Annotated in this window: 28 protein-coding genes; 8 read left to right on the top strand and 20 right to left on the bottom strand. The window is 68.2% G+C overall.

The genetic code is table 11. The annotated features are described in order from the left end of the window. The coding region (locus tag VFG33_RS23945) for an S-adenosylmethionine synthetase N-terminal domain-containing protein (protein ID WP_325055181.1) at nucleotides 1-215 on the bottom strand (215 nt) is incomplete at its 3' end. 193 nt (nucleotides 216-408) lie between these two features. Then, nucleotides 409-744 (bottom strand): winged helix-turn-helix transcriptional regulator, encoded by a 336-nt coding sequence (locus VFG33_RS23940; RefSeq protein ID WP_325055180.1) that lies wholly within the window; start codon nucleotides 742-744, stop codon nucleotides 409-411. Between the two features lie 107 nt (nucleotides 745-851). Between VFG33_RS23940 and VFG33_RS23935 the strand changes: the two genes are divergently transcribed. Next, nucleotides 852-1,394: a carboxymuconolactone decarboxylase family protein gene (locus VFG33_RS23935; RefSeq protein ID WP_325055179.1), complete on the top strand. Its 543-nt coding sequence runs from the start codon at nucleotides 852-854 to the stop codon at nucleotides 1,392-1,394. 15 nt (nucleotides 1,395-1,409) lie between these two features. On the opposite strand, the gene VFG33_RS23930 is transcribed toward VFG33_RS23935, so the two are convergent. After that, the gene (locus VFG33_RS23930; protein ID WP_325055178.1) at nucleotides 1,410-1,808 is read right to left on the bottom strand and encodes a Rossmann-fold NAD(P)-binding domain-containing protein; all 399 of its coding nucleotides are present in this window, start codon (nucleotides 1,806-1,808) and stop codon (nucleotides 1,410-1,412) included. Here VFG33_RS23930 and VFG33_RS23925 point away from each other — a divergent pair. Further along, the gene (locus VFG33_RS23925; protein ID WP_325055177.1) at nucleotides 1,788-2,591 is read left to right on the top strand and encodes a LysR substrate-binding domain-containing protein; all 804 of its coding nucleotides are present in this window, start codon (nucleotides 1,788-1,790) and stop codon (nucleotides 2,589-2,591) included. The genes VFG33_RS23930 and VFG33_RS23925 overlap by 21 nt on opposite strands. Here VFG33_RS23925 and coaBC read toward each other — a convergent pair. The 13 genes from coaBC to pyrR all read right to left on the bottom strand — a co-directional run bounded on the left by coaBC (nucleotide 2,588) and on the right by pyrR (nucleotide 15,474). Beyond that, nucleotides 2,588-3,844 carry a bifunctional phosphopantothenoylcysteine decarboxylase/phosphopantothenate--cysteine ligase CoaBC gene (gene coaBC, locus VFG33_RS23920; RefSeq protein ID WP_325055176.1) on the bottom strand — a complete coding sequence of 419 codons (1,257 nt, stop codon included), beginning with the start codon at nucleotides 3,842-3,844 and terminating at the stop codon, nucleotides 2,588-2,590. The two genes, VFG33_RS23925 and coaBC, sit on opposite strands and share 4 nt — an antisense overlap. A gap of 10 nt (nucleotides 3,845-3,854) precedes the next feature. Continuing rightward, on the bottom strand, nucleotides 3,855-4,163 hold the full coding sequence (gene rpoZ / locus VFG33_RS23915; protein WP_325055175.1) for a DNA-directed RNA polymerase subunit omega: 309 nt from the start codon (nucleotides 4,161-4,163) through the stop codon (nucleotides 3,855-3,857). A gap of 2 nt (nucleotides 4,164-4,165) precedes the next feature. Beyond that, entirely contained in the window at nucleotides 4,166-4,855 is a 690-nt protein-coding gene (gene gmk / locus VFG33_RS23910; RefSeq protein ID WP_524538147.1) for a guanylate kinase, read from the bottom strand. 5 nt (nucleotides 4,856-4,860) lie between these two features. Further along, nucleotides 4,861-5,175: an integration host factor, actinobacterial type gene (gene mihF / locus VFG33_RS23905; RefSeq protein ID WP_325055174.1), complete on the bottom strand. Its 315-nt coding sequence runs from the start codon at nucleotides 5,173-5,175 to the stop codon at nucleotides 4,861-4,863. A gap of 59 nt (nucleotides 5,176-5,234) precedes the next feature. Continuing rightward, nucleotides 5,235-5,606: a hypothetical protein gene (locus VFG33_RS23900; RefSeq protein WP_325055173.1), complete on the bottom strand. Its 372-nt coding sequence runs from the start codon at nucleotides 5,604-5,606 to the stop codon at nucleotides 5,235-5,237. 111 nt (nucleotides 5,607-5,717) lie between these two features. Then, nucleotides 5,718-6,554: an orotidine-5'-phosphate decarboxylase gene (gene pyrF, locus VFG33_RS23895; RefSeq protein ID WP_325055172.1), complete on the bottom strand. Its 837-nt coding sequence runs from the start codon at nucleotides 6,552-6,554 to the stop codon at nucleotides 5,718-5,720. A 41-nt stretch (nucleotides 6,555-6,595) separates the two neighbouring features. After that, on the bottom strand, nucleotides 6,596-7,639 hold the full coding sequence (locus VFG33_RS23890) for a quinone-dependent dihydroorotate dehydrogenase (protein WP_325055171.1): 1,044 nt from the start codon (nucleotides 7,637-7,639) through the stop codon (nucleotides 6,596-6,598). Nucleotides 7,640-7,643: 4 nt separating this feature from the next. After that, complete coding sequence (carB, locus tag VFG33_RS23885; RefSeq protein WP_325055170.1) at nucleotides 7,644-10,973, bottom strand: carbamoyl-phosphate synthase large subunit; 3,330 nt, start codon at nucleotides 10,971-10,973, stop codon at nucleotides 7,644-7,646. Beyond that, nucleotides 10,973-12,094, bottom strand: coding sequence for a glutamine-hydrolyzing carbamoyl-phosphate synthase small subunit (gene carA, locus VFG33_RS23880; RefSeq protein ID WP_325055169.1), 1,122 nt, complete (start codon nucleotides 12,092-12,094; stop codon nucleotides 10,973-10,975). The genes carB and carA overlap by 1 nt, the downstream gene beginning before the upstream one ends. Further along, on the bottom strand, nucleotides 12,091-12,582 hold the full coding sequence (locus tag VFG33_RS23875; RefSeq protein ID WP_325055168.1) for a PH-like domain-containing protein: 492 nt from the start codon (nucleotides 12,580-12,582) through the stop codon (nucleotides 12,091-12,093). The genes carA and VFG33_RS23875 overlap by 4 nt, the downstream gene beginning before the upstream one ends. After that, nucleotides 12,579-13,916 (bottom strand): dihydroorotase, encoded by a 1,338-nt coding sequence (locus tag VFG33_RS23870; protein WP_325055167.1) that lies wholly within the window; start codon nucleotides 13,914-13,916, stop codon nucleotides 12,579-12,581. Before VFG33_RS23870 ends, VFG33_RS23875 begins: the two co-directional genes overlap by 4 nt. Continuing rightward, nucleotides 13,913-14,872, bottom strand: coding sequence for an aspartate carbamoyltransferase catalytic subunit (locus VFG33_RS23865; RefSeq protein ID WP_325055166.1), 960 nt, complete (start codon nucleotides 14,870-14,872; stop codon nucleotides 13,913-13,915). The genes VFG33_RS23870 and VFG33_RS23865 overlap by 4 nt, the downstream gene beginning before the upstream one ends. Further along, nucleotides 14,872-15,474 (bottom strand): bifunctional pyr operon transcriptional regulator/uracil phosphoribosyltransferase PyrR, encoded by a 603-nt coding sequence (pyrR, locus tag VFG33_RS23860; protein WP_325055165.1) that lies wholly within the window; start codon nucleotides 15,472-15,474, stop codon nucleotides 14,872-14,874. Before pyrR ends, VFG33_RS23865 begins: the two co-directional genes overlap by 1 nt. 206 nt (nucleotides 15,475-15,680) lie before the next feature. On the opposite strand from pyrR, the gene bldD reads away from it, so the two are divergent. Continuing rightward, a complete protein-coding gene (gene bldD, locus VFG33_RS23855) occupies nucleotides 15,681-16,193 on the top strand; it encodes a transcriptional regulator BldD (RefSeq protein ID WP_026163359.1) in 513 nt (170 codons plus the stop codon). 198 nt (nucleotides 16,194-16,391) lie between these two features. Here bldD and nusB read toward each other — a convergent pair whose 3' ends face one another. Both nusB and efp read right to left on the bottom strand, forming a co-directional pair. Continuing rightward, on the bottom strand, nucleotides 16,392-16,802 hold the full coding sequence (gene nusB, locus VFG33_RS23850; protein ID WP_325055164.1) for a transcription antitermination factor NusB: 411 nt from the start codon (nucleotides 16,800-16,802) through the stop codon (nucleotides 16,392-16,394). Between the two features lie 24 nt (nucleotides 16,803-16,826). After that, nucleotides 16,827-17,390: an elongation factor P gene (efp, locus tag VFG33_RS23845; RefSeq protein ID WP_325055163.1), complete on the bottom strand. Its 564-nt coding sequence runs from the start codon at nucleotides 17,388-17,390 to the stop codon at nucleotides 16,827-16,829. Nucleotides 17,391-17,525: 135 nt separating this feature from the next. Between efp and VFG33_RS23840 the strand changes: the two genes are divergently transcribed. Further along, on the top strand, nucleotides 17,526-18,338 hold the full coding sequence (locus tag VFG33_RS23840) for a hypothetical protein (RefSeq protein WP_325055162.1): 813 nt from the start codon (nucleotides 17,526-17,528) through the stop codon (nucleotides 18,336-18,338). Nucleotides 18,339-18,342: 4 nt separating this feature from the next. Here VFG33_RS23840 and fxlM read toward each other — a convergent pair whose 3' ends face one another. Further along, nucleotides 18,343-19,599 (bottom strand): methyltransferase, FxLD system, encoded by a 1,257-nt coding sequence (gene fxlM / locus VFG33_RS23835; RefSeq protein WP_325055161.1) that lies wholly within the window; start codon nucleotides 19,597-19,599, stop codon nucleotides 18,343-18,345. A 4-nt stretch (nucleotides 19,600-19,603) separates the two neighbouring features. Continuing rightward, nucleotides 19,604-20,101, bottom strand: coding sequence for a MarR family winged helix-turn-helix transcriptional regulator (locus VFG33_RS23830; RefSeq protein ID WP_325055160.1), 498 nt, complete (start codon nucleotides 20,099-20,101; stop codon nucleotides 19,604-19,606). 77 nt (nucleotides 20,102-20,178) lie between these two features. Here VFG33_RS23830 and VFG33_RS23825 point away from each other — a divergent pair, with 77 nt between their 5' ends. The 4 genes from VFG33_RS23825 (at nucleotide 20,179) to VFG33_RS23810 (ending at nucleotide 23,034) form a co-directional block, all read left to right on the top strand. Then, entirely contained in the window at nucleotides 20,179-20,571 is a 393-nt protein-coding gene (locus VFG33_RS23825; protein WP_325055159.1) for an EamA family transporter, read from the top strand. After that, nucleotides 20,568-21,167 (top strand): EamA family transporter, encoded by a 600-nt coding sequence (locus VFG33_RS23820; RefSeq protein ID WP_325055158.1) that lies wholly within the window; start codon nucleotides 20,568-20,570, stop codon nucleotides 21,165-21,167. The genes VFG33_RS23825 and VFG33_RS23820 overlap by 4 nt, the downstream gene beginning before the upstream one ends. A gap of 8 nt (nucleotides 21,168-21,175) precedes the next feature. Continuing rightward, nucleotides 21,176-21,814 (top strand): NAD(P)-dependent oxidoreductase, encoded by a 639-nt coding sequence (locus VFG33_RS23815; RefSeq protein ID WP_325055157.1) that lies wholly within the window; start codon nucleotides 21,176-21,178, stop codon nucleotides 21,812-21,814. A gap of 143 nt (nucleotides 21,815-21,957) precedes the next feature. Next, nucleotides 21,958-23,034 carry an aminoglycoside phosphotransferase family protein gene (locus VFG33_RS23810; RefSeq protein WP_325055156.1) on the top strand — a complete coding sequence of 359 codons (1,077 nt, stop codon included), beginning with the start codon at nucleotides 21,958-21,960 and terminating at the stop codon, nucleotides 23,032-23,034. The last annotated feature ends 413 nt before the right edge of the window (nucleotides 23,035-23,447 follow it).

Genomic DNA, 23,447 nt, shown 5'->3' with positions numbered 1-23,447 from the left:
CGCTTGCGCACGATCCCGGGGATGTCCACGTACGCCGACGTGGTGACCTCGCCCGCCACGACGACCAGGCCGGTCGTGACGAGGGTCTCCACCGCGACGCGGCTCTTCGGGTCCTCGGCCAGCAGGGCATCGAGGATGGAGTCGCTGATCTGGTCAGCGATCTTGTCCGGATGACCTTCTGTCACCGACTCGGACGTGAAAAGGCGCCGTGCCACGGTTCTCCCTCAGGTTGCCTTGTCTGCCACATGACGGGGCCAGTATCCCCCCGGCCCGAAGCACCGTCTCGTCGATGCTTCCCGGCAGTATGCCAGCAGTTCGGTCCGCCCGCCGCCCCTTCGCGCCGATCTGTCCACTCTATGGGATCACGAGATCACATAATGGACAGCGTGCGGCCCGATGCGGCGCTTTTCATTCCTGCGCCTCCGCCGCCCAGCGCTCCGACCAGGCCTGTAGCGGCTTCAGCGCCCGCTGCAGATCGCGGCCGAGGGAGGTGAGTTGGTGCGCCTTCGCCTCGTCCTGCCAGAGCAGGCCCGCGTCGCGCAACTCGGCGAGCCGCGTGTTCAACACCGTCGGCGAAACGTCGTCACAGCGCTGCTGCAGCGCACGGAACCCGACCGGACCGTCCCGCAGCTCCCACAGGATGCGCAGCGCCCATCGTCGGCCGAGCAGATCGAAAGCCGCCATGATCGGCCGGCCGGTCTGCGATCCGCGCACCGGTTGCCCGGGGACCGGTGCACCTGCCACGACATACCTCCGTCCGTCCGAGAATCCTCAGCGCGGCAGAGATCTTGCGCTACTGATTCAATAGCACGATACTGCTATGAAAACCGTAGCGCGCCGTCGGAGGTCCGATGTCCCCCAGATTGCAACCCGTCGAACCGCCTTATCCCGAACACATCGACCGCCTCCTGACGAAGCTGATGCCACCTGCCACCGGCTACGAACCATTGCTGCTCTTCCGGGTGCTCGCCTTGCATCCCGAGCTCGCGGATCGGGCGCGACCGATGGCATCCGGCCTACTGAACAAGGGATCACTACCGGCTCGCGATCGTGAACTCGTGATCAGCCGAACCACAGCACGCGCGGGAGCGGAGTACGAGTGGGGTGTGCACGCGGTCATCTACGGCCCGCAACTCGGCCTCGGGCAGGAGGTGTTCGACGCGATCGCCGGTGGAGGCGAGGTCGACGACAGCTTGCTGATGACGGCCGTGGATGAGCTGTACGACACGGCGATGCTGTCCGAGATCACTTGGCAGAGGCTGCGTGACCGGTACGACGATGCGCAACTCGTCGAACTGATTCTCCTCACCGGCTGGTACCGCACTCTCTCCACACTGATCAACGCGGCCGAGATCCCGCTGGAGTCCTGGGCCGCCCGCTTTCCACAGACCTGAGCTGTCCACCTCGGCTCACTCGACGACGTAGACCTGGCCGGTCTGGCGCCCCTCGATGGACCTGACGTAGGCGAGTGCGGTCACCAGCCAGTCGCGGGCCAGTACGCCGGTGATCAAGGTGAACGAGGCCTCCTCACTCGCGTACTGCGACCCCAGCCGCACGAGCTCGACCTGGCTCGCCACCTTGCCGGCCAAACCAAGCCACACATCCTCGGAACTGAGCTCTCCGAAGGGCTTCCACGGCACACTCCCGGCGGCGACTGCGACCCCGTCGACCCGGCCGACCTCGGCGTACATCGCCTGGATCGACCCCGGATCCGTGATGTCGACGCTCAGCTCGGACCCCTTCCGGGACGCGGTGATCACCTCGTGGCCGCGCTCCCCCAGCACCTCGTGCACACTCCGACCCAGCACCCCAGGACCGTCCGTCTGACCGCCGCGGGCATCGCCCTGGCCGCCCACTGCGAACACGTGCTGGCCGCGCTGGAGCAAGCCCACAGCAGCGTCCGCGCCCAGGACGAGGTCGGCGGTGAGATCACCATCGGCTGCATGCCGAGTGCCCTCGAGGTGATCGCAGCGCCGCTCGCCGCCGACCTGATCCGGCGCTACCCCAAGCTCAGACCACGGATCGTCGAGGCAGAACCCGAGGAAGCCATGCCTCTGCTCAAGCAACGTGCCCTCGACCTGGCCGTCACCTATCGCTACCGCCACCTCGGATCCGCCATCCCCGCCGGCTTGCGCGCAGCCGAACTGTTCGCCGACGACCTGATGATGGCCTTCCCCGACGGCCTGCGCCCGGCAGTCGAGCACGAGGGTCTGAGCGCACTCCGCGACCACTCCTGGATCTGTACGCCGGAGCCCAGTACCTGCCGAACGGTCGCGCTGCACGCCTGCCACACGGCCGGATTCTCACCGACCATCGAGCACAGCTACCACGACCTGCGAGCCGGACTCTCCCTCGTCGCGGCCGGCCTCGGCGTGACGATCCTCCCCCGCATGATGTGCAACACCCTGCCCACCGGCGTCACCGCGGTACCGCTCCCAGGCATCACCCGAACCATCGAGGCCCTCACCCGAACCGGCACCGAAACCCACCCCACCATCGCCGCCACCCTCACCGCACTCAGAGGACACACCGGCCGCTATTCCGACTTAGGGACGCTAACTCGGAATAGCGCTGGCGTTATTCCGAGTTAGTGGGGCCAGCGGTTGGCTACGAGGTTCCAGATGACGCCGGCTAGGGCGTTTTTGCTGCCGGAGGGGACCGGGAGGGCGCCGCCTTCGCGGTCGAGGATGACGGCCTCGTTGTCGTCGCTGCCGAAGACCTTGCCGCCCGAGACGTCGTTCACCACCAGCAGGTCGCAGCCCTTGCGCTCGAGCTTGGTGCGGGCCAGTTCGATCACGCTGTGCTCGGCGTCGCCCGTCTCGGCCGCGAAGCCGACGATCACCTGGTCGGTGCGCCGGCGATCGTGCGAGACGGTGGCGAGGATGTCCGGGTTCTGCACGAGGTTGACCGAGGGGACCGAGCCGTCGGCGGTCTTCTTGATCTTGTGCTCGGCGACGTCGGACGGCCGGAAGTCGGCGGGAGCGGCCGCCATCACGATCGCGTCGGCGTCGCCCGCGCGCCCGGTGATCTCGTCGTACAGGTCGCGGGTGCTGGTCACCGGGACGACGTGGACGCCTGCGGGATCGGCGAGCTCTGAGTTCGCCGCGACCAGCGTGACCTTGGCGCCGCGGGCGGCCGCTATCCGGGCCAGCGCATAGCCCTGCTTGCCGGAGGAGGAGTTGCCCAGGTAGCGAACCGGGTCGAGGTGCTCGCGGGTGCCGCCCGCGCTCACCAGGACGTGCTTGCCGGTCAGATCGGCCACCGACTGGCCGGCGGCGCGCGAGGCCTCGTCAGCCAGCATCAACTGGGTGATCGCGAAGATCTCGGATGGTTCTGGCAGGCGCCCGCGGCCGGTGTCAGTACCGGTGAGGCGACCGACGGCGGGATCGAGCACGGTGATACCGCGCGATCGCAGGGTCGCGACGTTCGCCTGGGTTGCCGGGTGCTCCCACATCTCGGTGTGCATCGCGGCCGCGAAAAGGATCGGGCACCGGGCCGTCAGCAGGGTGTTGGTGAGCAGGTCGTCGGCCAGGCCGTGAGCGGCCTTGGCGATCAGGTTTGCGGTGGCGGGCGCGACCACGACGAGGTCCCCGCCCTTGCCGATCCGGACGTGCGGGACCTCGTGGACGTCGTCGAACGGGTCGGCGGTGACCGGCTGACCCGACAGCGCCGCCCAGGTGGCAGCGCCGACGAACTCCAGTGCGGCAGCGGTCGGCACCACCCGGACCCGGTGCCCGGACTCGGTCAGCCTGCGGAGCAGGTCACAGACCTTGTACGCCGCGATCCCGCCGCCGACTCCCAGCACCACCGACGGCCGCTTGGGCTCATCCCCGGTCGCTGTCATCGACAGGTGATTACTCGGACTTCCCCGCAGCGGCTGCGGCGGCTTCCGCCTCGGCCTCCGGGTCGATGTCCGTGCAGGTCAGCACGCCGTCGTTGATCTCGCGCATGGCGATCGACAGCGGCTTCTCCTGGACGTGGGTCTCGACCAGCGGCCCGACGTACTCGAGCAGGCCCTCGCCGAGCTGGGAGTAGTAGGCGTTGATCTGCCGCGCCCGCTTGGCCGAGTACAGCACCAGCTTGTACTTCGAATCGGTGTGGGTGAGCAGGTCGTCGATCGGCGGGGAGGTGATGCCGATGGCGACGGGCTGGGTGGCAGACAAGTTCAGCTCTTTCCAGAGATGGAGGGTGATCGAATCAACTTTACCAACTGATCGGCCGCCTCCCGAACCGAGGCGTTCACGATCGTGACGTCGAACTCCTTCTCCGCCGCCAGCTCAAGAGTAGCCGTCTCCAGCCGGCGCTCCCGTTCTTCGGCCGACTCGGTGCCCCGGAAGACCAGCCGGCGGACCAGTTCGTCCCAGCTCGGGGGCGCCAGAAAGACGAAATGAGCCTCCGGCATCGTCTCCCGGACCTGCCGGGCGCCCTGGAGGTCGATCTCGAGCAACGCGGGCCGGCCCTCGGCGAGCTTGTCCAGCACCGGCTGCCGCGGCGTCCCGTAGCGGGCTGCCTTGTGCACGACCGCCCACTCGAGCAGCTCGTCGTCGGCGATCATCCGGTCGAACTCCTCGTCCGACACGAACAGGTAGTGCACGCCGTGCACCTCACCCGGCCGCGCCTTGCGAGTGGTCGCCGACACCGAGATCCAGATGTCGGGGAAGCGCTCGCGGATGTCCGCGGCCACCGTGCCCTTGCCGACCGCGGTCGGCCCGGCGAGCACCGTCAACCGCGCCCCGCCGGTACTGCGCTCCGCCGTGGTCCCGTCGTCAGCGTTCCCCGTGTCCGGATTCATCTCCCGCTCACCTGTGTCCAGCACGCCTGTCATCAACTCGGTCGGCATCAGCTCGGTCGACATCGCGCTCACTCGGCGAATTCGCGCTCGAGCGCGGCGATCTGGTTCGTGCCCAGCCCGCGCACCCGGCGCGTCTCCGAAATGCCGGCCCGCTCCATGATCTGCTGCGCGCGAACCTTGCCGACACCGGGGATGCACTGCAGCAGCGCGCTCACCCGCATCTTGCCGATCACGTCGTTCTTCTGCCCCTCGTGCAGCACCTCCGTGGGAGACGCCCCCGAGTGCCGGATCCGGTTCTTGATCTCCGCACGCTCACGCCGCGCTGCCGCGGCCTTGTCCAGAGCCGCCGCACGCTGCTCCGGGGTCAAAGAAGGAAGTGGCACCGTTTCACCTGTCCCGTTTTGTGGCTTCGCAGGTGAACCTAACACGGCATCGGACAGGCTCAGGTCAGCTGTGGGACGTCGACCTTGCACGAGTCTTTCGCGTGCGTCGCGATCGCCTTGTACGCCGTGGTGACGGAACCGGTCTCCTTGCTCAACCGAGCCAGCTCGACACGATCCGTCCCGGCCTTCTGCGCCTTCTCGGCGAACGCCACGACCGCGCTCCAGTCGTCCTTCACGTCGGCCGGCGCACTGTCCTGCAGTTTCTTCGCGTCCTCGAGAATCTTCACGTAGTCGGCCGGGTTCTGCGGGTCCACGTTCACCGCGGAGGCGGCGTACCCGGCCAGATCGACGCAGTACGCCTGCTCCTCGGTACAAGCGGTCAGGCCGGCGGCCGCGGCGATCATCGTCGCGGTCATCACTACTGTGCGCATCAGTTCCTCATCCTCGGGGGTCTGGGGTGGTCCTCGGGGGTGTTGCCGCCGACGCTACCGGTTGTGACCAAGCAACCGGAAACCCACTCTTTCACCCTGCGATGGAGCCGTTCAGTAGCCGAGGACGGTGCGGAAGGCGTCGTTGGAGCGGGCGGCGGCGGTGCGGAGCGCGGCGGGGTTGGGGCCGGCGGAGAGGATCTCGCGGGAGTTCGACGGTACGACGTTGCGCACGGCTGATCCGAAGACCTTGGCCAGGCTTGCCGGTGTGGCCCCCTGAGCGCCTAGTCCGGGAGCCAGGAGCGGGCCGCGGATGTCCAGGTTCTCGTCGGTCTGCTTGATCGTCGCTCCGACGACTGCCCCGAATGAACCGAGGTCCTCGGCGTCCTGGTTCAGCTCGCGGAGACCGTCCAGGACGGCGCCGGCCACAGTCGGCCCAGCCGTAGTACGGGCGGATTGGAACTGGGGGCCTTCTGGGTTCGAGGTGAGGGCGAGGACGAAGAGGCCGGCTCCGGATTCCCGGGCCGCGTCGATCGCGGGTTGCAGGGAGCCGAAGCCGAGGTAGGGGCTGACGGTCAACGCGTCGCAGGCTAGCGGCGCCTTCTCGGCCAGGTAGGCAGCGGCGTAGCCGTCCATGGTGGAACCGATGTCGCCTCGCTTGGCGTCGATGATCACCAGCGCGCCGGCTTCACGCAGCCGGATGGTCGCCTGCTCCAGTACTGCGATGCCTGCCGAGCCGAAGCGCTCGAAGAAGGCCGACTGCGGTTTGAACACGGCAACCCGCTCGGCCAGTGCGTCGACCACGCCGTACGTGAAGGACGCGAGTCCGTCTGGATCGTCGGGCAGACCCCACGCTTCCAGCAGGTGGGCGTGCGGGTCGATGCCGACGCAGAGCGGACCACGCTCGGTCATCGCGGCCCGGAGGCGGGTCCCGAAGGGCTGATTGCTCATTGGAAGATCTCGCTCTCTCAGTCTCTGGGGCGTCGAGGGGGTCATGGTTGGCGGGCCAGGTGGCGGTTGGTTCGGCGTACCAGTCCTGGGCCTCGGTAGATGAGGCCGGTGTAGAGCTGGACGAGGCTCGCGCCGGCGTCGAAGAGGCGGGACGCGTCGTTCGGGTTGAGGATGCCGCCGACGCCGATGATGGGGAGCGCTCCCCCGGTCTCGGCGTAGATGTGCGCGACGGTCTTCGCGGAGATCTCGGTCAGGGGCTGGCCGGACAGACCGCCTGCTTCGGTCGCGAGGGGTTCGTCGGCCGGCGCGAGGCCGGTTCGGCCGATCGTGGTGTTGGTCGCGATGATCCCGGCGACGCCGACCTCGGTGCAGACCCCGAGCAACTCGTCGATCGCCTGCTCGGTCAGATCCGGCGCGATCTTCACCAGAATCGGTTTCGGTTCTCTCGTACTCAGCGCCTCATGGTGCAAGGCCGTGAGGAGCTCGCGGAGGTGGCCGGCGTCTTGGAGGGAGCGGAGGCCGGGGGTGTTGGGGGAGCTGACGTTCACCGCGAAGTAGTCGCCGTAGCGGTAGAGACGTTGGAGTGAGGTGACGTAGTCCTCGACGGCGTCCTCCAGTGGCGTCACCTTGGACTTGCCGATGCTGATGCCGAGCGGATAGCCGAGGTCGCCGTACCCGGCCAGACGCTGCGCGAGCGCTTCCGAGCCGAGGTTGTTGAAGCCCATCCGGTTGATCACGGCCTCGCTCTCGACCAACCGGAACAGGCGCGGTTTCGGGTTGCCGGGCTGGGGGTGGGCCGTCACCGTGCCGACCTCGACGAAGCCGAAGCCGAGCGCTCGCCAGGCGGGGAGCGCTATCCCGTTCTTGTCCATCCCCGCGGCCAGACCGACCGGGCTCGGGAAACGCACCCCGAAGACCGTGCGGGCCAGGCCGTCCGGGAGAGCGCCGTAAGAACGCGAGAGAGCGCTCACTGCGCCGGGAACGCGACTCAGCCGCCGCAACCCGTGCAGCGTCTGCTCATGCGCGACCTCGGCGTCACCCTTGCCCAACCGGTAGAGCAACGGCCGGATCACCCGTCGGTACATCTGCTCAGCCCTCCACCGGGTCCGCTATGCCGCGGATGCGGGGGATCCAGTCCTGGAGGGAGCGGACTCCGATGTCGCCGGCGCGTTGGGCCTCGATTCCCTGGACGGCTGCCGCCAGCCCTTGCACCGTCGTGATGCAGGGGATGTTGCGTGCGACGGCCGCGCTCCGGATCTCGTACCCGTCGATCCGGGGCGAACCGCCCTGGGTGATCCCGATCGGGGTGTTGACGATCAGGTTCAGCTCCCCGTCCTGGACCATCTGCACGATCGTCGGTTCACCGTTCGGCCCCGGTCCCTGGCTGCTCTTGCGCACCGTGACCGCCTCGACCCCGTTGCGCCGTAGTACGTCCGCGGTGCCTTCCGTCGCGTAGATCTGGAAGCCCAGATCAGCCAGCCGCTTCACCGGGAAGATCATGTGCCGCTTGTCCCGGTTCGCCACCGACACGAACACCTTGCCCGACCCCGGCAGCGGTTGCGACGCGCCGGCCTGCGACTTCGCGAACGCCGTACCGAAGGTCTCGTCGATCCCCATCACCTCGCCGGTGGAGCGCATCTCCGGCCCGAGCACCGTGTCGACCGACGAGCCGTCGATCGTCCGGAACCGGTTGAACGGCATCACCGCTTCCTTCACCGCGATCGGCGTCGAGGTCGGCAACGTGCCGCCATCACCCGTCGCGGGCAGCATGCCCTCCGACCGCAACGATGCGATCGAAGCACCCAGCATCACCCGAGCGGCAGCCTTGGCCAGCGGAGTCGCCGTCGCCTTGGACACGAACGGCACCGTCCGCGAGGCTCGCGGATTCGCTTCCAGCACGTAGAGAACGTCGCCGGCGAGCGCGTACTGAACGTTCAGCAACCCCCGTACGCCGACGCCGCGCGCGATCGCCTCGGTCGACTCACGGATCTTCTGGATATCGGCATTGCCCAAGGTGATCGGCGGCAGGGCGCACGACGAGTCGCCCGAGTGCACCCCGGCCTCCTCGATGTGCTCCATCACGCCGCCGAGGAACAACTCGTTACCGTCGAACAACCCGTCCACGTCGATCTCGACCGCGTCGTCCAGGAACCGGTCGATCAGCACCGGGTGCTCCCAGTTCGCGGCCAGTGCATCACCGCTCAGCCGCCGCAGCGCGGCCGTCAGCTCACCCTCGCTGTAGACGATCTCCATCCCGCGACCACCCAGCACGTACGACGGCCGCACGAGCACCGGGAACCCGATCTCCGCGGCGATCCGCTGTGCCTCATCGAACGACATCGCCGTCCCGTGCTTCGGCGCCGGCAACCCCGCGGCGTCCAGCACCTTGCCAAACGCGCCGCGCTCCTCCGCCAGGTGGATCGCCTCGGGCGACGTCCCGACGATCGGCACGCCCGCATCCGCGAGCCGCTGGGCGAGACCGAGCGGCGTCTGACCACCGAGTTGCACGATCACTCCGGCGACCGGGCCGGCCTGCATCTCGGCGTACACGATCTCGAGCACGTCCTCGCAGGTGAGCGGCTCGAAGTACAGCCGGTCCGAGGTGTCGTAGTCGGTCGAGACCGTCTCCGGGTTGCAGTTCACCATCACCGTGCAGTAGCCGGCCTCGCGCAACGCCATCGACGCGTGCACACAGGAGTAGTCGAACTCGATCCCCTGCCCGATCCGGTTCGGTCCCGACCCGAGGATGAGCACGGCCGGTTCGGTGCGCGGGGCAACTTCCGTCTCTTCGTCGTACGACGAGTAGTGGTACGGCGTGGTGGCCGCGAACTCGGCCGCACACGTGTCCACCGTCTTGAAGACCGGCCGGATCCCGAGCGCCTGCCGAACTCCCCGTACGACGTCCTCCGCCAGCCCGCGGATCTCCCCCAGTTGCAGATCGGAGAAACCGTGACGCTTCGCCAGCATCAGGATCTCCGGCGTCAGCCGTGGCGCCGCCGCGACCTGGCCGGCGGTCTCATGGATCAGGTACATCTGGTCGACGAACCACGGGTCGATCTTCGTGGCGTCGAAGATCTGCTCCGGCGTCGCGCCCGCACGGATCGCGTCCATGATCGTGCGCAGCCGCCCGTCGTGCGGCGTCTTGATTGCCTCTAGCAACGGCTCCAGCTCGGTCGACGGCGCCCCCAGCCAGGAGAACCGCGCTTCGGGCTTCTCCAGCGACCGCAGCGCCTTCTGCAGGGCCTCGGTGTAGTTCCGCCCGATCGCCATCGCCTCGCCAACGCTCTTCATATGCGTGGTCAGCGTGGCATCGGCGGCCGGGAACTTCTCGAAGGCGAACCGCGGCACCTTCACCACCACGTAGTCCAGCGTCGGCTCGAAGCTCGCCGGGGTCTGCTTGGTGATGTCGTTCGGGATCTCGTCCAGGGTGTAGCCGATGGCCACCTTCGCCGCGATCTTGGCGATCGGGAAGCCGGTCGCCTTCGACGCCAGCGCCGAGGACCGCGACACCCGCGGGTTCATCTCGATCACGATCAACCGGCCGTCCGCCGGGTCCACCGCGAACTGGATGTTGCAGCCGCCGGTGTCCACTCCGACCTCGCGGATGATGCCGATGGCCAGGTCCCGCATCGTCTGGTACTCACGATCCGTCAGCGTCATCGCCGGCGCCACCGTGACCGAGTCGCCGGTGTGCACGCCCATCGGGTCGACGTTCTCGATCGAGCAGATGATCACGACGTTGTCCGCCTTGTCGCGCATCACCTCCAGCTCGTACTCCTTCCAGCCGACGATCGACTCCTCGATCAGGACCTCGGTCGTCGGGCTCGCGGTCAGTCCCGCCCCGGCGATCCGCCGAAGGTCCGGCTCGTCGTACGCCATCCCGGAACCGACGCCGCCCATCGTGAAGGACGGCCGGACGACGAGCGGGTAGCCGAGCTGGTCCGCCGCGGCCATCACGTCGTCGAGGGTGTGGCAGACCACCGAGCGCGCGACCTCGGCGCCCAGCTTCTCCACGATCGCCTTGAACGACTGACGGTTCTCGCCGCGCTGGATCGCGTCCACGGAGGCGCCGATCAGCTCGACGCCGTACTTCTCCAGTACGCCGTTCTCGTGGAGAGCGATTGCTGCGTTCAGAGCGGTCTGGCCGCCGAGGGTGGCGAGCAGGACGTTCGGCCGCTCCTTCTCGATCACCTTCTCGACGAACTCCGGCGTGATCGGCTCCACGTACGTCGCGTCGGCGAACTCCGGGTCCGTCATGATCGTGGCCGGGTTCGAGTTCACCAGGATGACCCGGAAACCCTCCTCCTTGAGCACCCGGCAGGCCTGGGTGCCGGAGTAGTCGAACTCGCAGGCCTGGCCGATCACGATCGGGCCCGAGCCGATCACCAGCACCGATTCGATGTCTGTACGGCGTGGCATCAGTTCCGGCCCTCCATCAGGTCCACGAAGCGATCGAAGAGGTACGCCGAGTCGTGGGGACCCGCCGCCGCCTCGGGGTGGTACTGGACGGAGAACGCCAGCACCCGCCCGTCCCGCCCGGTCAACCGCAGCCCCTCGACCACATTGTCGTTCAGCGAGACGTGGCTGACCTCGGCGATCCCGTACGGCGTCTCGACCTTCTCCTCGATCGGCGCATCCACGGCAAACCCATGATTCTGCGCGGTGATCTCCACCTTGCCGGTGGCCCGGTCGAGTACCGGCTGGTTGATCCCGCGATGCCCGTACTTCAGCTTGAACGTCCCCAGTCCCAGCGCCCGGCCGAAGACCTGGTTGCCGAAGCAGATCCCGAAGTACGGGATGCTCCGGTCGAGCAGCGCCTTCAGCAGGTCGGTCGGGTGCTCGGTGGTCTCCGGATCGCCCGGGCCGTTGCTCATGAAGATGCCGTCCGGGTTCACCGCCAGCACCTCCTCCAGCATGGACGTGGCCGGCAGCACGTGGACCTCGATGCCGCGCTCAGCCATCCGCTTCGGCGTCATCGACTTGATCCCGAGATCCAGCGCGACCACCGTGAAGCGCTTCTCCCCCTCGGCCGGTACGACGTAGGCCTCGGCCGCCGTGACCTCGGAGGCGAGATCGGCGCCGACCATCGGCGGCTGCTCGAGCACCTTGGCCAGCAGCGCCTCGGTGTCGAGGATCTCGGTCGAGATCCCGGCCCGCATCGCCCCCCGCTCCCGCAGGTGGCGGGTCAGCGCGCGGGTGTCGATACCGGAGATCCCGACGATGCCCTGCGCCTTCAGCTGATCGTCGAGAGAGCGCTTCGCGCGCCAGTTCGACGGCACCCGGGCGGGGTCGCGGACGACGTACCCGGCGACCCAGATCCGACCCGACTCGTCGTCCTCGTCGTTCACGCCGGTGTTGCCGATGTGCGGTGCCGTCTGGGTGACGATCTGGCGGTGGTACGACGGATCGGTCAGCGTCTCCTGGTAGCCGGTCATGCCGGTGGTGAACACCGCCTCGCCGAAGGTCTCGCCGGTCGCCCCGTACGACGTACCGGCGAAGGCGCGGCCGTCCTCGAGGACCAGCAGTGCAGCCTTGCTCATTCGCTCGCTCCGATCAGGGTCGAGATGGAATCGGTCAGGGGAACGGTGTCGGCCTTGCGGCGCGGCCGGAACCCGGTGTCGAGGTCGTGCCCGTCATGGCTCCAGGTGACCACTACCAGACCGGACGCCTCGGCGGTCACCTTGCCGGCGATGCCGCGGTCGGTCCGTACGCCGGTCAGGTGGTCCACCGGGATGAACACGTCCGTCGCGCCCTGGCGGTGGAAGATCAGGCCGGCCTGGCTGACGGCGAGATCCCCGTTGCTGCGGACCCCGAGCTCGTGCACGGCGATCCGGTCCATCCAGTCGCCCGCGGTGGTGGTCGCGACGTACACACCCTCGATGCCTCTGGTCTTGTCGTCCGCCGGCACCTCGGGCAGCGGCGCGAGGTCGGCCTGCCGGGACTGGCGGTTGCGCCAGCCGCGGTACATGCCGAACCAGCCGGCGCCGATGACCGCGAGCGTCCCGAGGATGGCCAAGACGGTCTTCAACGGGCCAGCTTCCCGTCGAGCACGGTCGGCGTACCGCGCAGGAACGTCGCCACCACCCGACCGGGCAACGTCATCCCGTCGAACGGCGTGTTCCGCGACAACGAAGCCGACTCCCCCGGTACTACGGTCCGCTGGCTGGCCGGGTCGACCAGCGTCAGGTTCGCCGGGGCTCCGACCACCAATGGCTGGCCGTGGTCCGCGGTGACCTGGCCGATCGCGGCCGGCCGGTAGCTCATCCGGTCGGCCACCTCGGCCCAGGTCATCACCTTGGTGTCGATCATCGCGTGCTGGACCACCGAGAGAGCGGTCTCCAGCCCGGTCATCCCGAACGCGGCCGCGCTCCACTCGCAGTCCTTGTCCTCCACCGGGTGCGGCGCGTGGTCGGTGGCGACGATGTCGATCGTGCCGTCGGCGAGTCCTTCGCGGACCGCCTCGACGTCCTCCCTGGTCCGCAGCGGCGGGTTCACCTTGTAGACCGGGTTGTACGACGCGGCCAGGTCCTCGGTCAGCAGCAGGTGGTGCGGAGTGACCTCGGCGGTGACGTCCAGGCCACGCTCTTTGGCGGCCCGGACGATCGCGACCGAGCCCTTGGTGGACAGGTGACAGATGTGCAGCTTGGACCCGACGTGCGCGTTCAGCAGGATGTCGCGGGCGATGATCGACTCCTCCGCCACGCTCGGCCAGCCGGTCAGACCGAGAACGCCGGAGAGCGCTCCCTCGTTCATCTGCGCGCCCTGGGTCAGGCGTGGTTCCTGGGCGTGCTGGGCGACCACACCGCCGAACGCCTTCACGTACTCCAGCGCCCGGCGCATCAGCGCGGCGTCCCAGACACACATGCCGTCGTCGGAGAACACCCGGACCCGGGCCGCTGAGTCCGCCATCGCGCCGAGCTCGGCGAGCTGCGTGCCCTTGAGCCCGACGGTGACGGCTCCGATCGGGAACACATCGCAGTACCCGGCCTCGCGACCGAGCCTCCAGACCTGCTCGACCACGCCGGCGGTGTCGGCGACAGGGTCGGTATTGGCCATCGCGTGCACCGCGGTGAAGCCGCCAAGTGCGGCAGCGCGGGTGCCGGTGAGTACGGTCTCGGCGTCCTCGCGGCCAGGCTCGCGCAAGTGCGTGTGTAGGTCCACGAGGCCCGGCAGAGCGACCAGGCCCTTGCCCTCGACAACCTCGACCTCCTCCTTGGCGAGACCGTGCTGGGCGAGACCGTTCTGGCCGAGGTCGTTGCCGATGGCTACGATCTGGCCGTTGTCGATCAGCAGGTCCGCCACCTCACCGCCGACGATGCTCGCTCCGGTGATCAGAACGGTGTTGATCGGACGCGGGCTCATGCGGTGGTCTCCTCGGTCGTGGTTGCGTCGGTGCTGGTGTCGGGACTGCCTGAGAGCAAGAGGTAGAGGACGGCCATCCGGATCGCGACGCCGTTGGTGACCTGCTCGACGATCACCGAGCGGGTGGAGTCGGCGACCTCGGCGCTGATCTCCATACCGCGGTTCATCGGGCCGGGGTGCAGCACGATCGCCTCGTCCGGCAGTTGCGCCATTCTGTGCACGTCGAGCCCGTACCGGCGGGTGTACTCGCGGGCGCTGGGGAAGAACGCGTCGTTCATCCGCTCCCGCTGGACCCGCAGCATCATCACCGCATCGCTCTTCGGCAGCGCCGCGTCCAGGTCGTACGACGTGGCGCAGGGCCAAGCCGTCATGTCGACCGGCAGCAGCGTCGGGGGTGCCACCACGGTGACCTCGGCGCCGAGAGTCGACAGCAGCAGCACGTTCGACCTCGCCACCCGGGAGTGCAGGACGTCGCCGACGATGGTGATCCGGCGGCCGTCCAGCGAGCCGAGGTGGCGGCGCATCGTGAAGGCATCGAGCAACGCCTGGGTCGGGTGCTCGTGGGTGCCGTCGCCGGCGTTGATCACCGACCCGTTCAGCCAGCCCGAGTTGGCTAGCAGGTGCGGCGCGCCGGACGAGCCGTGGCGGCAGACGACCCCGTCTGCTCCCATCGCCTGCAGGGTGAGAGCGGTGTCCTTGAGACTCTCCCCCTTGCTCACGCTGGAGCCCTTGGCGGAGAAGTTGATCACGTCCGCGGACAACCGCTTGGCGGCGGCCTCGAACGAGATCCGGGTCCGGGTGGAGTCCTCGAAGAAGAGGTTCACCACCGTGCGGCCGCGCAGGGCGGGCAGCTTCTTGATCGGCCGGTCCGCGAGCGAGCGCATCTCCTCGGCGGTGTCCAGGATCAGGTTGGCCTCGTCGCGGCTGACGTCGCCCGCGCTGAGCAGATGCCGCATCACGCGGAGACTCCCGTCTTGTCGGCGATCACGACAGCGTCGGAGCCGTCGTACTCGGTCAGGTGGACGGTGACCCGTTCGACCAGCGAGGTGGGCAGGTTCTTGCCGACATAGTCGGCCCGAATGGGCAACTCGCGGTGGCCGCGGTCGACCAGGACGGCCAGCTGGACCGCCTTCGGGCGGCCGATGTCGCCGATCGCGTCGAGCGCGGCGCGGATCGTCCGGCCGGAGAAGAGCACGTCGTCGACCAGCACGACCACCTTGCCGTCGATGCCGCCGACCGGGATGTCGGTGTGCTCCAGCGCGCGGGCCGGCTTCATCCGGATGTCGTCGCGGTACATGGTCACGTCGAGTGACCCTGTGGGCACGCTCTGCCCCTCGACCGCGGCGATGCGTTCGGAGATGCGGGTGGCCAGGCCAACCCCGCGGGTGGGGATGCCGAGCAGGACGATCGGGTCGGCACCCCGGTTGCGCTCGAGGATCTCGTGCGCGATCCGGGTCAGTGCCCGGGAAATATCGGAAGCATCCAGCACTGTGCGCGGTGCAGCCTGCGGAACTGAGACGGACTCAGCCGCGGGATCTGGAACCAAGGCAGGGCTCATCGCTACCGTTCCTCCTTTCCCGCCTCTCTGGACGGGTCTTTAAAGGACGTTCGGACCACTTGACATGCTAGCGGAAGTGACACGCCGTCTTGACGCTGGCCTCCGGCCCGGAATATTGTTACTCTGTGTAACCGTGGGGGGTTTCACCCAAGGGCCCCACCCATAGGGCCACAGGAAACGATCAAAAGTCGGAGGGAAGAACCAGCGTGCCTAGCGAATACGCGAAGACACTAGGTGGCAAGTTGCGCGCCATCCGCCAGCAGCAAGGTTTGTCGCTGCACGGCGTCGAAGAGAAGTCCAAGGGTCGCTGGAAGGCGGTCGTCGTCGGCTCTTACGAGCGTGGCGATCGGGCCGTCACCGTCCAGAAGCTCGCGGAGCTCGCCGATTTCTACGGCGTGCCGATCCGTGAGCTGCTGCCCGGTTCCGCCAGCGCTGCTGCCGCGGCAGCAGCTCCGCCGAGGTTGATCCTCGACCTGGAAGCCCTACAACACCTCGACGCGAGCGAGGCCGGTCCGCTGACGCGGTACGCGGCCACGATTCAGGCTCAGCGCGGGGACTACAACGGCAAGGTGTTGTCGATCCGTCAGGACGACATGCGAACCCTCGCCGTGATCTACGACGAGTCGCCGACGACTCTGACCGAGCGTTTCATCTCCTGGGGCGTACTCAACCCAGAGGCGAAGGGCGACGTCGAGGAGTCCGAGGCAGCCGGCGCCTGACCTGGCGTGACAAGACGGTCGGGGCTCGTAGCAGCTTGCCCACGGCCGCCTGCCCGCCCTCCTTCACGAGGACGGGCCAAATCTCAAGTACTACGCTTCACCAGGCCGGGGGCCGTTCCCCCCGCGCCGACGAACGGGGATGAAGGCCCGGCACCGCACCGTGGCGGTACCGGGCCTGTTTTGCTCTACCGGATCTTCTTAGACTCCGAGGGTCGGCTTGAGCTGCAGCAGGCGGGCCAATAGGCCGTTGACGAAGGCTGGTGACTCGTCCGTGGACAGGTCACGAGCCATCGAGACCGCCTCGCTCACCGCGACCACGTCCGGCACCTGCTCGTCGAAGAGCAGTTCGTAGACGCCGATCCGCAGGATGTTGCGGTCGACGGCCGGCATCCGGTCCAGCGACCAGCCGACCGAATGGGTGCTGAGCAGGTCGTCGATCGCGTCGATGTGCTCCGCCACGCCCTCGACCAGCGCCACGGTGAACTCGTTCACCGGCGGGTCGTTGTCGGCCACCCGGTCGGCCAGCGTGCCGCCGACGGGCAGCCCGCGGACCTCCGACTCGTACAGCACGTCCAGAGCGCGCTTGCGGGCCTTGCTGCGGGCAGACATGTTCTGTTGTCAGCTTTCGGGGGGTCAGGACGTGACGCGGCCGAGGTAGTCCCCGGTCCGGGTGTCCACCTTGACCTTCTCGCCGGTGGTCAGGAACAGCGGGACGTTGATCGAGTAGCCGGTCTCCAGCTTGGCCGGCTTGGTGCCACCGGTCGAGCGGTCGCCCTGCAGGCCGGGCTCGGTGTACTCGACGGTCAGCTCGACCGACGGCGGGAGCTCGACGTACAGCGGAAGCTCCTCGTGCACCGCGACGATGGCCTCCTGGTTCTCCAGCAGGAAGTGCGACGCGTCCCCGACCACCTCGGGGGTGATGTGGACCTGCTCGTAGGTGGAGCTGTCCATGAAGACGTAGGAGCCGCCGTCGTTGTACAGATACGTCATGTCCCGCTTGTCGACGTTGGCCACCTCGACCTTGACGTCGGCGTTGAAGGTCTTGTCCACGACCTTGCCGGACAGCACGTTCTTGAGCTTCGTCCGCATCACGGCACCGCCCTTACCGGGCTTGTGGTGCTGGAACCAGACGACGGACCACAGCTGCCCGTCCAGGTTGAGCACCATGCCGTTCTTGAGGTCGTTCGTCGTTGCCACGCGGAGAGCCCTTCGAAAGTGATCAGCGGTACGCCAGATTGTAGCGGTCAGTACTGCGTACGGCCGATTCGGCGGCCCCCGCGGGACTCTACGCTGGGGATGGAGAAGTTCCGCAGCGGCACCGGGAGGCAACTGATGTTCGAGACCATCCTGCCGTTGGTAGTGATCCTGGTCAGCGCCTGGGTGGCGAGAAGGGTGAACAAGCGAGCGCGTGAAGCCCGCAGTCAGAACCAGGCGACGCCACGGGCGGCTCGACTTCTCGAGCGGATCCAGGCCCAGCAGGCGGCCGCCCAGCCGACCCTTCAAGGCCAGTACACCCAGCCCGCCTCCGGTGAGGGGCCGCCCGTACTGCTCACCACCAACCAGTCCGGCCGAGCACCGAGCAGCGCGCAAGTTGCCGCTGTCTTCGAGAAACTCATGCAGGCGGGGCGGCAGGCCGCAGGCCCCGGCCAGTACGCCGCACCCGGCCAGTACCAGCCGTCGCAGCCGGCCACCTGGCAGCCGCCGCCTCCTCCCGCGCACATCGGCCGCGAGTTCACCGGTCACCGCCCGGTGCAGAACAAGGTGCCCACGCCCAACGGCGAGATCGAGAAGCGCGTCCGGGAAATGATGTCCACCGGCAACGAGGTTGGCGCGGTCCGGCTGCTCTGCGACGAGCAGGACATGGGGATCATCGAGGCCCAGGAATACGCCCGCTCCCTGATCCGCGCCGCACCGGCGAACCGGAGTACCGGGTCAGAACGCTCGGAGAGCGCTTCCTCCGACGCCCGCGACGAGGAGCCCCGGTACGTCGGATCCGCGGCGTTCGCCGAGTCCGTCTTCACCACCGATCCGGACGAGAACGTCTGGGCCAGCGGCTGGGTCGAGAAGCCGGATGTCGACGACCGGACCGACATCGACGAACTCTGGCAAACCGTCAAGAACCAAGGCCGCCCGACCCCGTCCTGACCTCTCATCCCCAGCTGATCACGAAGCGCGTGTGGCGGGTGACGACCTCGAACCCGGTGCCTCCTGCCGTGCCCATGGCAGCCGCGCCGGAGGGCGTGCCGGCTCGCTCGACCTCGTCCGACCAGCTGGGGTGGGCTTCGAAGACGGGATCCGGCGCCTTGCGGAGCAACTGATCCCAGCTGCGGGTGTGGGTGATGATGTCGTCGGCCAGGGCGGCTGCGGTCGGGCCGTGGGCGCGGGCTCCCAGCTCGACGAGGTTCTTGCCGCGGCTGGGGCGAGAGGCGAGATACCCGAAGGTGGCGCCGTCCACGACCGCGGAACCACCCCAGCGCAGCGCGGGCCGAACCAGGCCGCTCTTGACCGCCGACCTCTTCACCGACATCACGCAGTACCCGGCGAAGCGCGAAGCAAGCCAGAGATCCAGATGCGAGAAGGGCTCGTACCGATCGAGGAGCACCCCCGACCACGCTTCAACCCGTGGCTCCTTGAGCACCTCCTCGAGCGGAGCGGGGTCGATCAACTGATCCTCGTCGATCTGCAGCACCACCTTGTCGCGGTGCAACGGCCAGATCCGCTCATAGTTCGCACCGGCTCCCTGCATCGAGACGAAGCCGCACAACACGGACGACCGGCTGCGCAGATACCCGTCCATCCGGTCGAAGGCGAGCGACCGCGTCTGCCCACGAAGCCGCAGCGGTACGACGATCCGGCCGTCCGCGGCCAACTGATCCACCCACGCCGGCGCGATATCGCCGGCCGTGACGGTCACCAGGATCCGATCGAAGGGAGCGCTCTCCGGCCACCCGAACTCGCCGTCCGTCTGCACCACCCGCACCCCGGGATAGCCCGCCTCGATCAGCAACTCCCGGGCGCGATCCGTCACGTCGGCGTCGATGTCGATCGTGGTGACCGAGCCGTCGGCCCCGACCAGCTCGCTCAGCAGGGCGGCGTTGTATCCGCCCGAGCCGATCTCCAGCACCCGGTGGCCCGGTTGGACGTCAGCCTGTTCGAGCATCATCGCGACCACCGTCGGCTGGGACACCGAACTGATCGCGGTTCCCGCCTCGTTGCGCTTCATCAGGACGACGTCGTCGGTGTAGGCGATCTCCACCGACACGTTCGGGACGAAAAGATGCCGCGGCACAGCCTCGAACGCGGCGGCCACCTGGTCCGTGCGGATTGCGCCCTGGTCGAGCAGTCTCTCGGTCAAGGCCGAGCGCAACGACGCGGCGTACCGGGGATCGTTGCTCAAGGCACTCATGAGGTCAGTCCGTCTTGTCCCCGAGGGATTCGAGCAGGGTGCGCAGGGCGCCGGCGAGTGCGGCACGTTCTTCCGCAGAGAGCGCTTCCAGCAATCTGTTCTCGGTCGCCACGTGGTCCGGCAGGGCGGCATCGATGAGCGCGAGCCCGGCCTCGGTCAGCGTCACCTGGACACCGCGGCCATCGGTCTCGCTGGGCTTGCGACTGACCAGGCCGCGGGCCTCCAGCCGGTCCAGGCGCTGGGTGATGGCGCCCGAGGTCACCATCGACGAGCGCATCAGGCCGGCCGGGGTCAGGCTGTGCTCCGCGTTGCTCCGGCGCAGGGTGGCCAGCACGTCGAACGAGGCCCGGTCCAGGTCGTGGGTGGCGAAGGTGCGGCTCAGTTCACCGTCGATCAACTGGTTGAGTCTCTTCAGCCGGCCCATCACCGCCATCGGCGACGCATCCAGGTCGGGCCGCTGCTCACTCCACTGTTCGAGGATCAGGTCGACATGGTCTGCCATCCGTCCAGGGTAGTGGATCGCTTAGCGGTGAGGTAAAACACTGGCCAGATTGCTTAGCGGTGAGATACATTGTCTTAGTGCTAAGCAATCGACTCGTCCTCATCCTCACCACGGCCATCGCTCCCGCGCTGTGGGGAACCACCTATCTGGTCACGACCGAACTCCTGCCACCCGACCGTCCACTACTCGCGGGCGTGATCCGTGCGCTGCCGGCCGGTCTGCTCCTCATGGCTGTCACCCGCCGACTGCCCCGGGGTAGCTGGTGGTGGCGATCCTTCGTCCTCGGCGGGCTCAACATCGGCGCGTTCTTCGCCCTGCTGTTCGTCGCGGCCTACCGGCTCCCGGGCGGCGTGGCGGCGACGGTCGGCGCGCTGCAACCGTTGCTCGTCGCGGTCCTGTCCGCGGGTCTGCTGGCCCAGCGGATGTCACTGCGCACGATCCTGGCCGCGATCGGCGGCGTGGTGGGGTGAGCTTGCTCGTCCTCCGCGCTGATGCCCGGCTGGATGCGTGGGGCGTTGCCGCAGCGCTGGGTGGAGCGGTGGTGATGGCGACCGGCGTCGTACTGAGTAAGCGATGGACTTCCCCGGCACCGCTGTTGGCGACCACCGGTTGGCAACTGGTGGCTGGCGGCCTCTTGTTGCTGCCGGTCGCGCTGATCGTCGAGGGAGCGCTTCCCGCGTCTCTGACCGCTGCGAACCTGGCCGGGTACGCCTACCTCACGATCATCGGTTCGGCGGTCGCGTACGGGCTCTGGTTCCGCGGTTTGCGCAGTCTGACTCCTACCGACGTGACGTTCCTCGGCCTGCTCAGCCCGCTAGTCGCCACCGGCCTCGGCTGGCTGGCCCTCGACCAAGGCCTCACGCCCGCCCAACTCGCCGGCGCCCTCATAGTCCTGGCCGCCCTCACCACCGCCCAACTCCGCAAGTCCCCCACCACGCCCCTAGCCTCCACCCCACCGAACGGGCGTCCGACGCACATGTCCTCGGTACCGGCCGCGAGCCTGTCCCCCGCCGATCCCACGCCACCGCGGACGGCCGCGCTCTCGGCGACCGCGGCGCGGAGGTGATGGGGCAGATGCGCATCACAGTGTTTGGAGCCTCCGGCGCGGTCGGCAGCAGAGTCGTCCAGGAAGCGCTCTCTCGTGATCACCAGGTGACAGCCGTCGGCCGCAACCTCGACCGCCTGTCCACCCTGCCACCCGAGGCCGTGAAACGACGCGGTGACGCCTCCGACCCCGACGACGTCATCGCACTCAGCGTCGGCCAGGACCTCGTGATCAGCGCGACTCGACCGGTTCCAGGAAGCGAACCCGAACTGGTCACAGCTGCCAAGGGCCTACTCGCCGGACTCGCCGGTACGGGCGTCCGCCTCCTCGTCGTCGGCGGCGCAGCAGGCCTCGTCATCCCCGGCACGGGCGGTACTACGGTCCTCGACAGCCCGGACTTCCCCAAGGACTGGCGCCCGATCGCCCAGGCCTGCAACGAGCAACTAGAAGCGATCCAGGCAACCACCGACGTCGCGTGGACCTACCTGAGCCCGCCGGCCCTCCTCGAACCAGGCATCCGCACCGGCTCCTACCGCCTGGGCACCGACGAGCTCCTCGTCGATCCCCACGGCATCTCCACAATCTCCATGGAAGACCTGGCCGTCGCCCTCCTGGACGAAGCCGAAACCCCCACCCACCCCAACACCCGCTACACCATCGCCTACTGACCGCTACTCCTGACCAATGCTGGGCACGCCGCGCCCAGTCATGAGCGTTTGCCGTTGGCAACGGCCTGGAGCGGCGTTCACCACCACGCAGACGTCGGACCGTTCTGGGCCCCGAGCGCTGAGTGTCATGTCGCAGGACATCGGTGACAGTTCTGCATCAAGACATCGGTGACAGTTCGGGTGATGTTGGTGGTGACACTTCCGTAGCCCGCCCGGCCTGCCTGGCCTGCCTGGCCTGCCTGGCCTGCCTGCTGTTGACCGACTCGATCCGAAACCGGTTGACAGCGGACGGGCCGACCGTTCCGATGGGGCTCGTGAGTCCCCGCAAGGTCCACGCCGATCAGGCCGACATCGACACGCCGCTCGTCCGCGAGCTGGTGGCCGCTCAGTTCCCGCAGTGGGCCGCGTTACCGCTGGAGCCGGTCGACTCCGGTGGATTGGTGAACGCGATCTACCGCCTCGGTTCCGACCTGTCCGTACGGCTGCCGCTCCGGCCCTCGATCAACGACGAAGTCCGACGGGAGCAGGCGAAACTCGCGGCACTCGCGCCGTTCCTGCCTGTGGCCGTCCCTTCTGTCGAGGCGATCGGCTCACCCACCGACGCGTTCCCGGGCGACTGGTCCGTCCACCGCTGGCTCAGCGGTACGCACCCCTCCCCCGACGCGCTCGCCGACCCACGCCGGCTGGCGACGGACCTCGCGGCGTTCGTCGACGCGTTCCGGCGGATCGACCTGCCAGACCGGCCGCCGGCGTATCCGGGCGAGCGCCGCACGCGCGCTCCGATGGTCTCGATGGACTCCTCGACGCGGAAGGCGATCGGCGAGCTGGATGGCCTGATCGACACTCGCGAAGCGCTGGCGTCGTGGGAGGAGCCGCTCGCGGCGCCGTACGACGGGCGCGAGGTGTGGGTGCACTCGGACCTGACGCCGAGCAATATGCTGGTGTCGGCGGAGGGCCGGCTGACCGCGGTGCTCGACTTCGAGACGTGCGGTGTCGGCGATCCGGCGTGCGACCTGTTCCCCGTGTGGTACCTGCTGCCCGCGAGCGTCCGCGACGAGTTCCGTGCGGCGCTGGACGTGGACGACGCGACGTGGCTCCGCGGACGCGGGCGCGTGCTGTCACAGGCCCTGATCGTGTTGGCGTATCACAAGGACACCAACCCGGCGCTGGCGAACGATGCGCGGCACGTCATCGGCGAGGTGCTCGCAGCTCCTCAATGAGGTCTCCGAGCTGGCGATCGACGCGCCAACTCCCGTTTCTCACAGCCCGATAGACGTTCCACCAGCGGGGTCAGCCGCGTGAGCCTGACCAAGCTCATCGAGCACACCAAACCGGCGCCCGGCGTGACTTACCGCGGCAACGGCCGACCTCCCGGACAGCGCCCAAGACCGGCTGAAACGTCACCGATGTCCTGACACACCAACCGTCACCGATGTCTTGATACAGAACTGTCACCCATGTCCTGAGACATCACCCCGAGCGCAGAGTGTGCTCGATTTGTGTCGGAGTGTATTCGAACATACACTCGATTCATGAGCAGACTCCCCAGCGGCCATCCAGCGGACGGGCCCGACCGGGTCCCGCCGGTGGGCGCTCGCGGGGTGCCGCCAGATGGCGGGCCGGTGCCACCGCG

The organism is Kribbella sp., assembly GCF_035687465.1.
In the GTDB taxonomy this organism is placed as follows: Bacteria; Actinomycetota; Actinomycetes; order Propionibacteriales; family Kribbellaceae; genus Kribbella.
This window is presented reverse-complemented; position numbering and strand designations above follow the sequence as displayed.

Excerpts from the sequence above, each read along its gene's own strand:
- VFG33_RS23935 (WP_325055179.1), top strand. The coding sequence starts at position 852 with ATGTCCCCCAGATTGCAACCCGTCGAACCGCCTTATCCCGAACACATC.
- coaBC (WP_325055176.1), bottom strand. The coding sequence starts at position 3,844 with ATGACAGCGACCGGGGATGAGCCCAAGCGGCCGTCGGTGGTGCTGGGA.
- gmk (WP_524538147.1), bottom strand. The coding sequence starts at position 4,855 with ATGTCGACCGAGCTGATGCCGACCGAGTTGATGACAGGCGTGCTGGAC.
- VFG33_RS23900 (WP_325055173.1), bottom strand. The coding sequence starts at position 5,606 with ATGCGCACAGTAGTGATGACCGCGACGATGATCGCCGCGGCCGCCGGC.
- pyrF (WP_325055172.1), bottom strand. The coding sequence starts at position 6,554 with ATGAGCAATCAGCCCTTCGGGACCCGCCTCCGGGCCGCGATGACCGAG.
- VFG33_RS23890 (WP_325055171.1), bottom strand. The coding sequence starts at position 7,639 with ATGTACCGACGGGTGATCCGGCCGTTGCTCTACCGGTTGGGCAAGGGT.
- carB (WP_325055170.1), bottom strand. The coding sequence starts at position 10,973 with ATGCCACGCCGTACAGACATCGAATCGGTGCTGGTGATCGGCTCGGGC.
- carA (WP_325055169.1), bottom strand. The coding sequence starts at position 12,094 with ATGAGCAAGGCTGCACTGCTGGTCCTCGAGGACGGCCGCGCCTTCGCC.
- VFG33_RS23870 (WP_325055167.1), bottom strand. The coding sequence starts at position 13,916 with ATGAGCCCGCGTCCGATCAACACCGTTCTGATCACCGGAGCGAGCATC.
- VFG33_RS23865 (WP_325055166.1), bottom strand. The coding sequence starts at position 14,872 with ATGCGGCATCTGCTCAGCGCGGGCGACGTCAGCCGCGACGAGGCCAAC.
- pyrR (WP_325055165.1), bottom strand. The coding sequence starts at position 15,474 with ATGAGCCCTGCCTTGGTTCCAGATCCCGCGGCTGAGTCCGTCTCAGTT.
- nusB (WP_325055164.1), bottom strand. The coding sequence starts at position 16,802 with ATGTCTGCCCGCAGCAAGGCCCGCAAGCGCGCTCTGGACGTGCTGTAC.
- VFG33_RS23840 (WP_325055162.1), top strand. The coding sequence starts at position 17,526 with ATGTTCGAGACCATCCTGCCGTTGGTAGTGATCCTGGTCAGCGCCTGG.
- fxlM (WP_325055161.1), bottom strand. The coding sequence starts at position 19,599 with ATGAGTGCCTTGAGCAACGATCCCCGGTACGCCGCGTCGTTGCGCTCG.
- VFG33_RS23830 (WP_325055160.1), bottom strand. The coding sequence starts at position 20,101 with ATGGCAGACCATGTCGACCTGATCCTCGAACAGTGGAGTGAGCAGCGG.
- VFG33_RS23815 (WP_325055157.1), top strand. The coding sequence starts at position 21,176 with ATGCGCATCACAGTGTTTGGAGCCTCCGGCGCGGTCGGCAGCAGAGTC.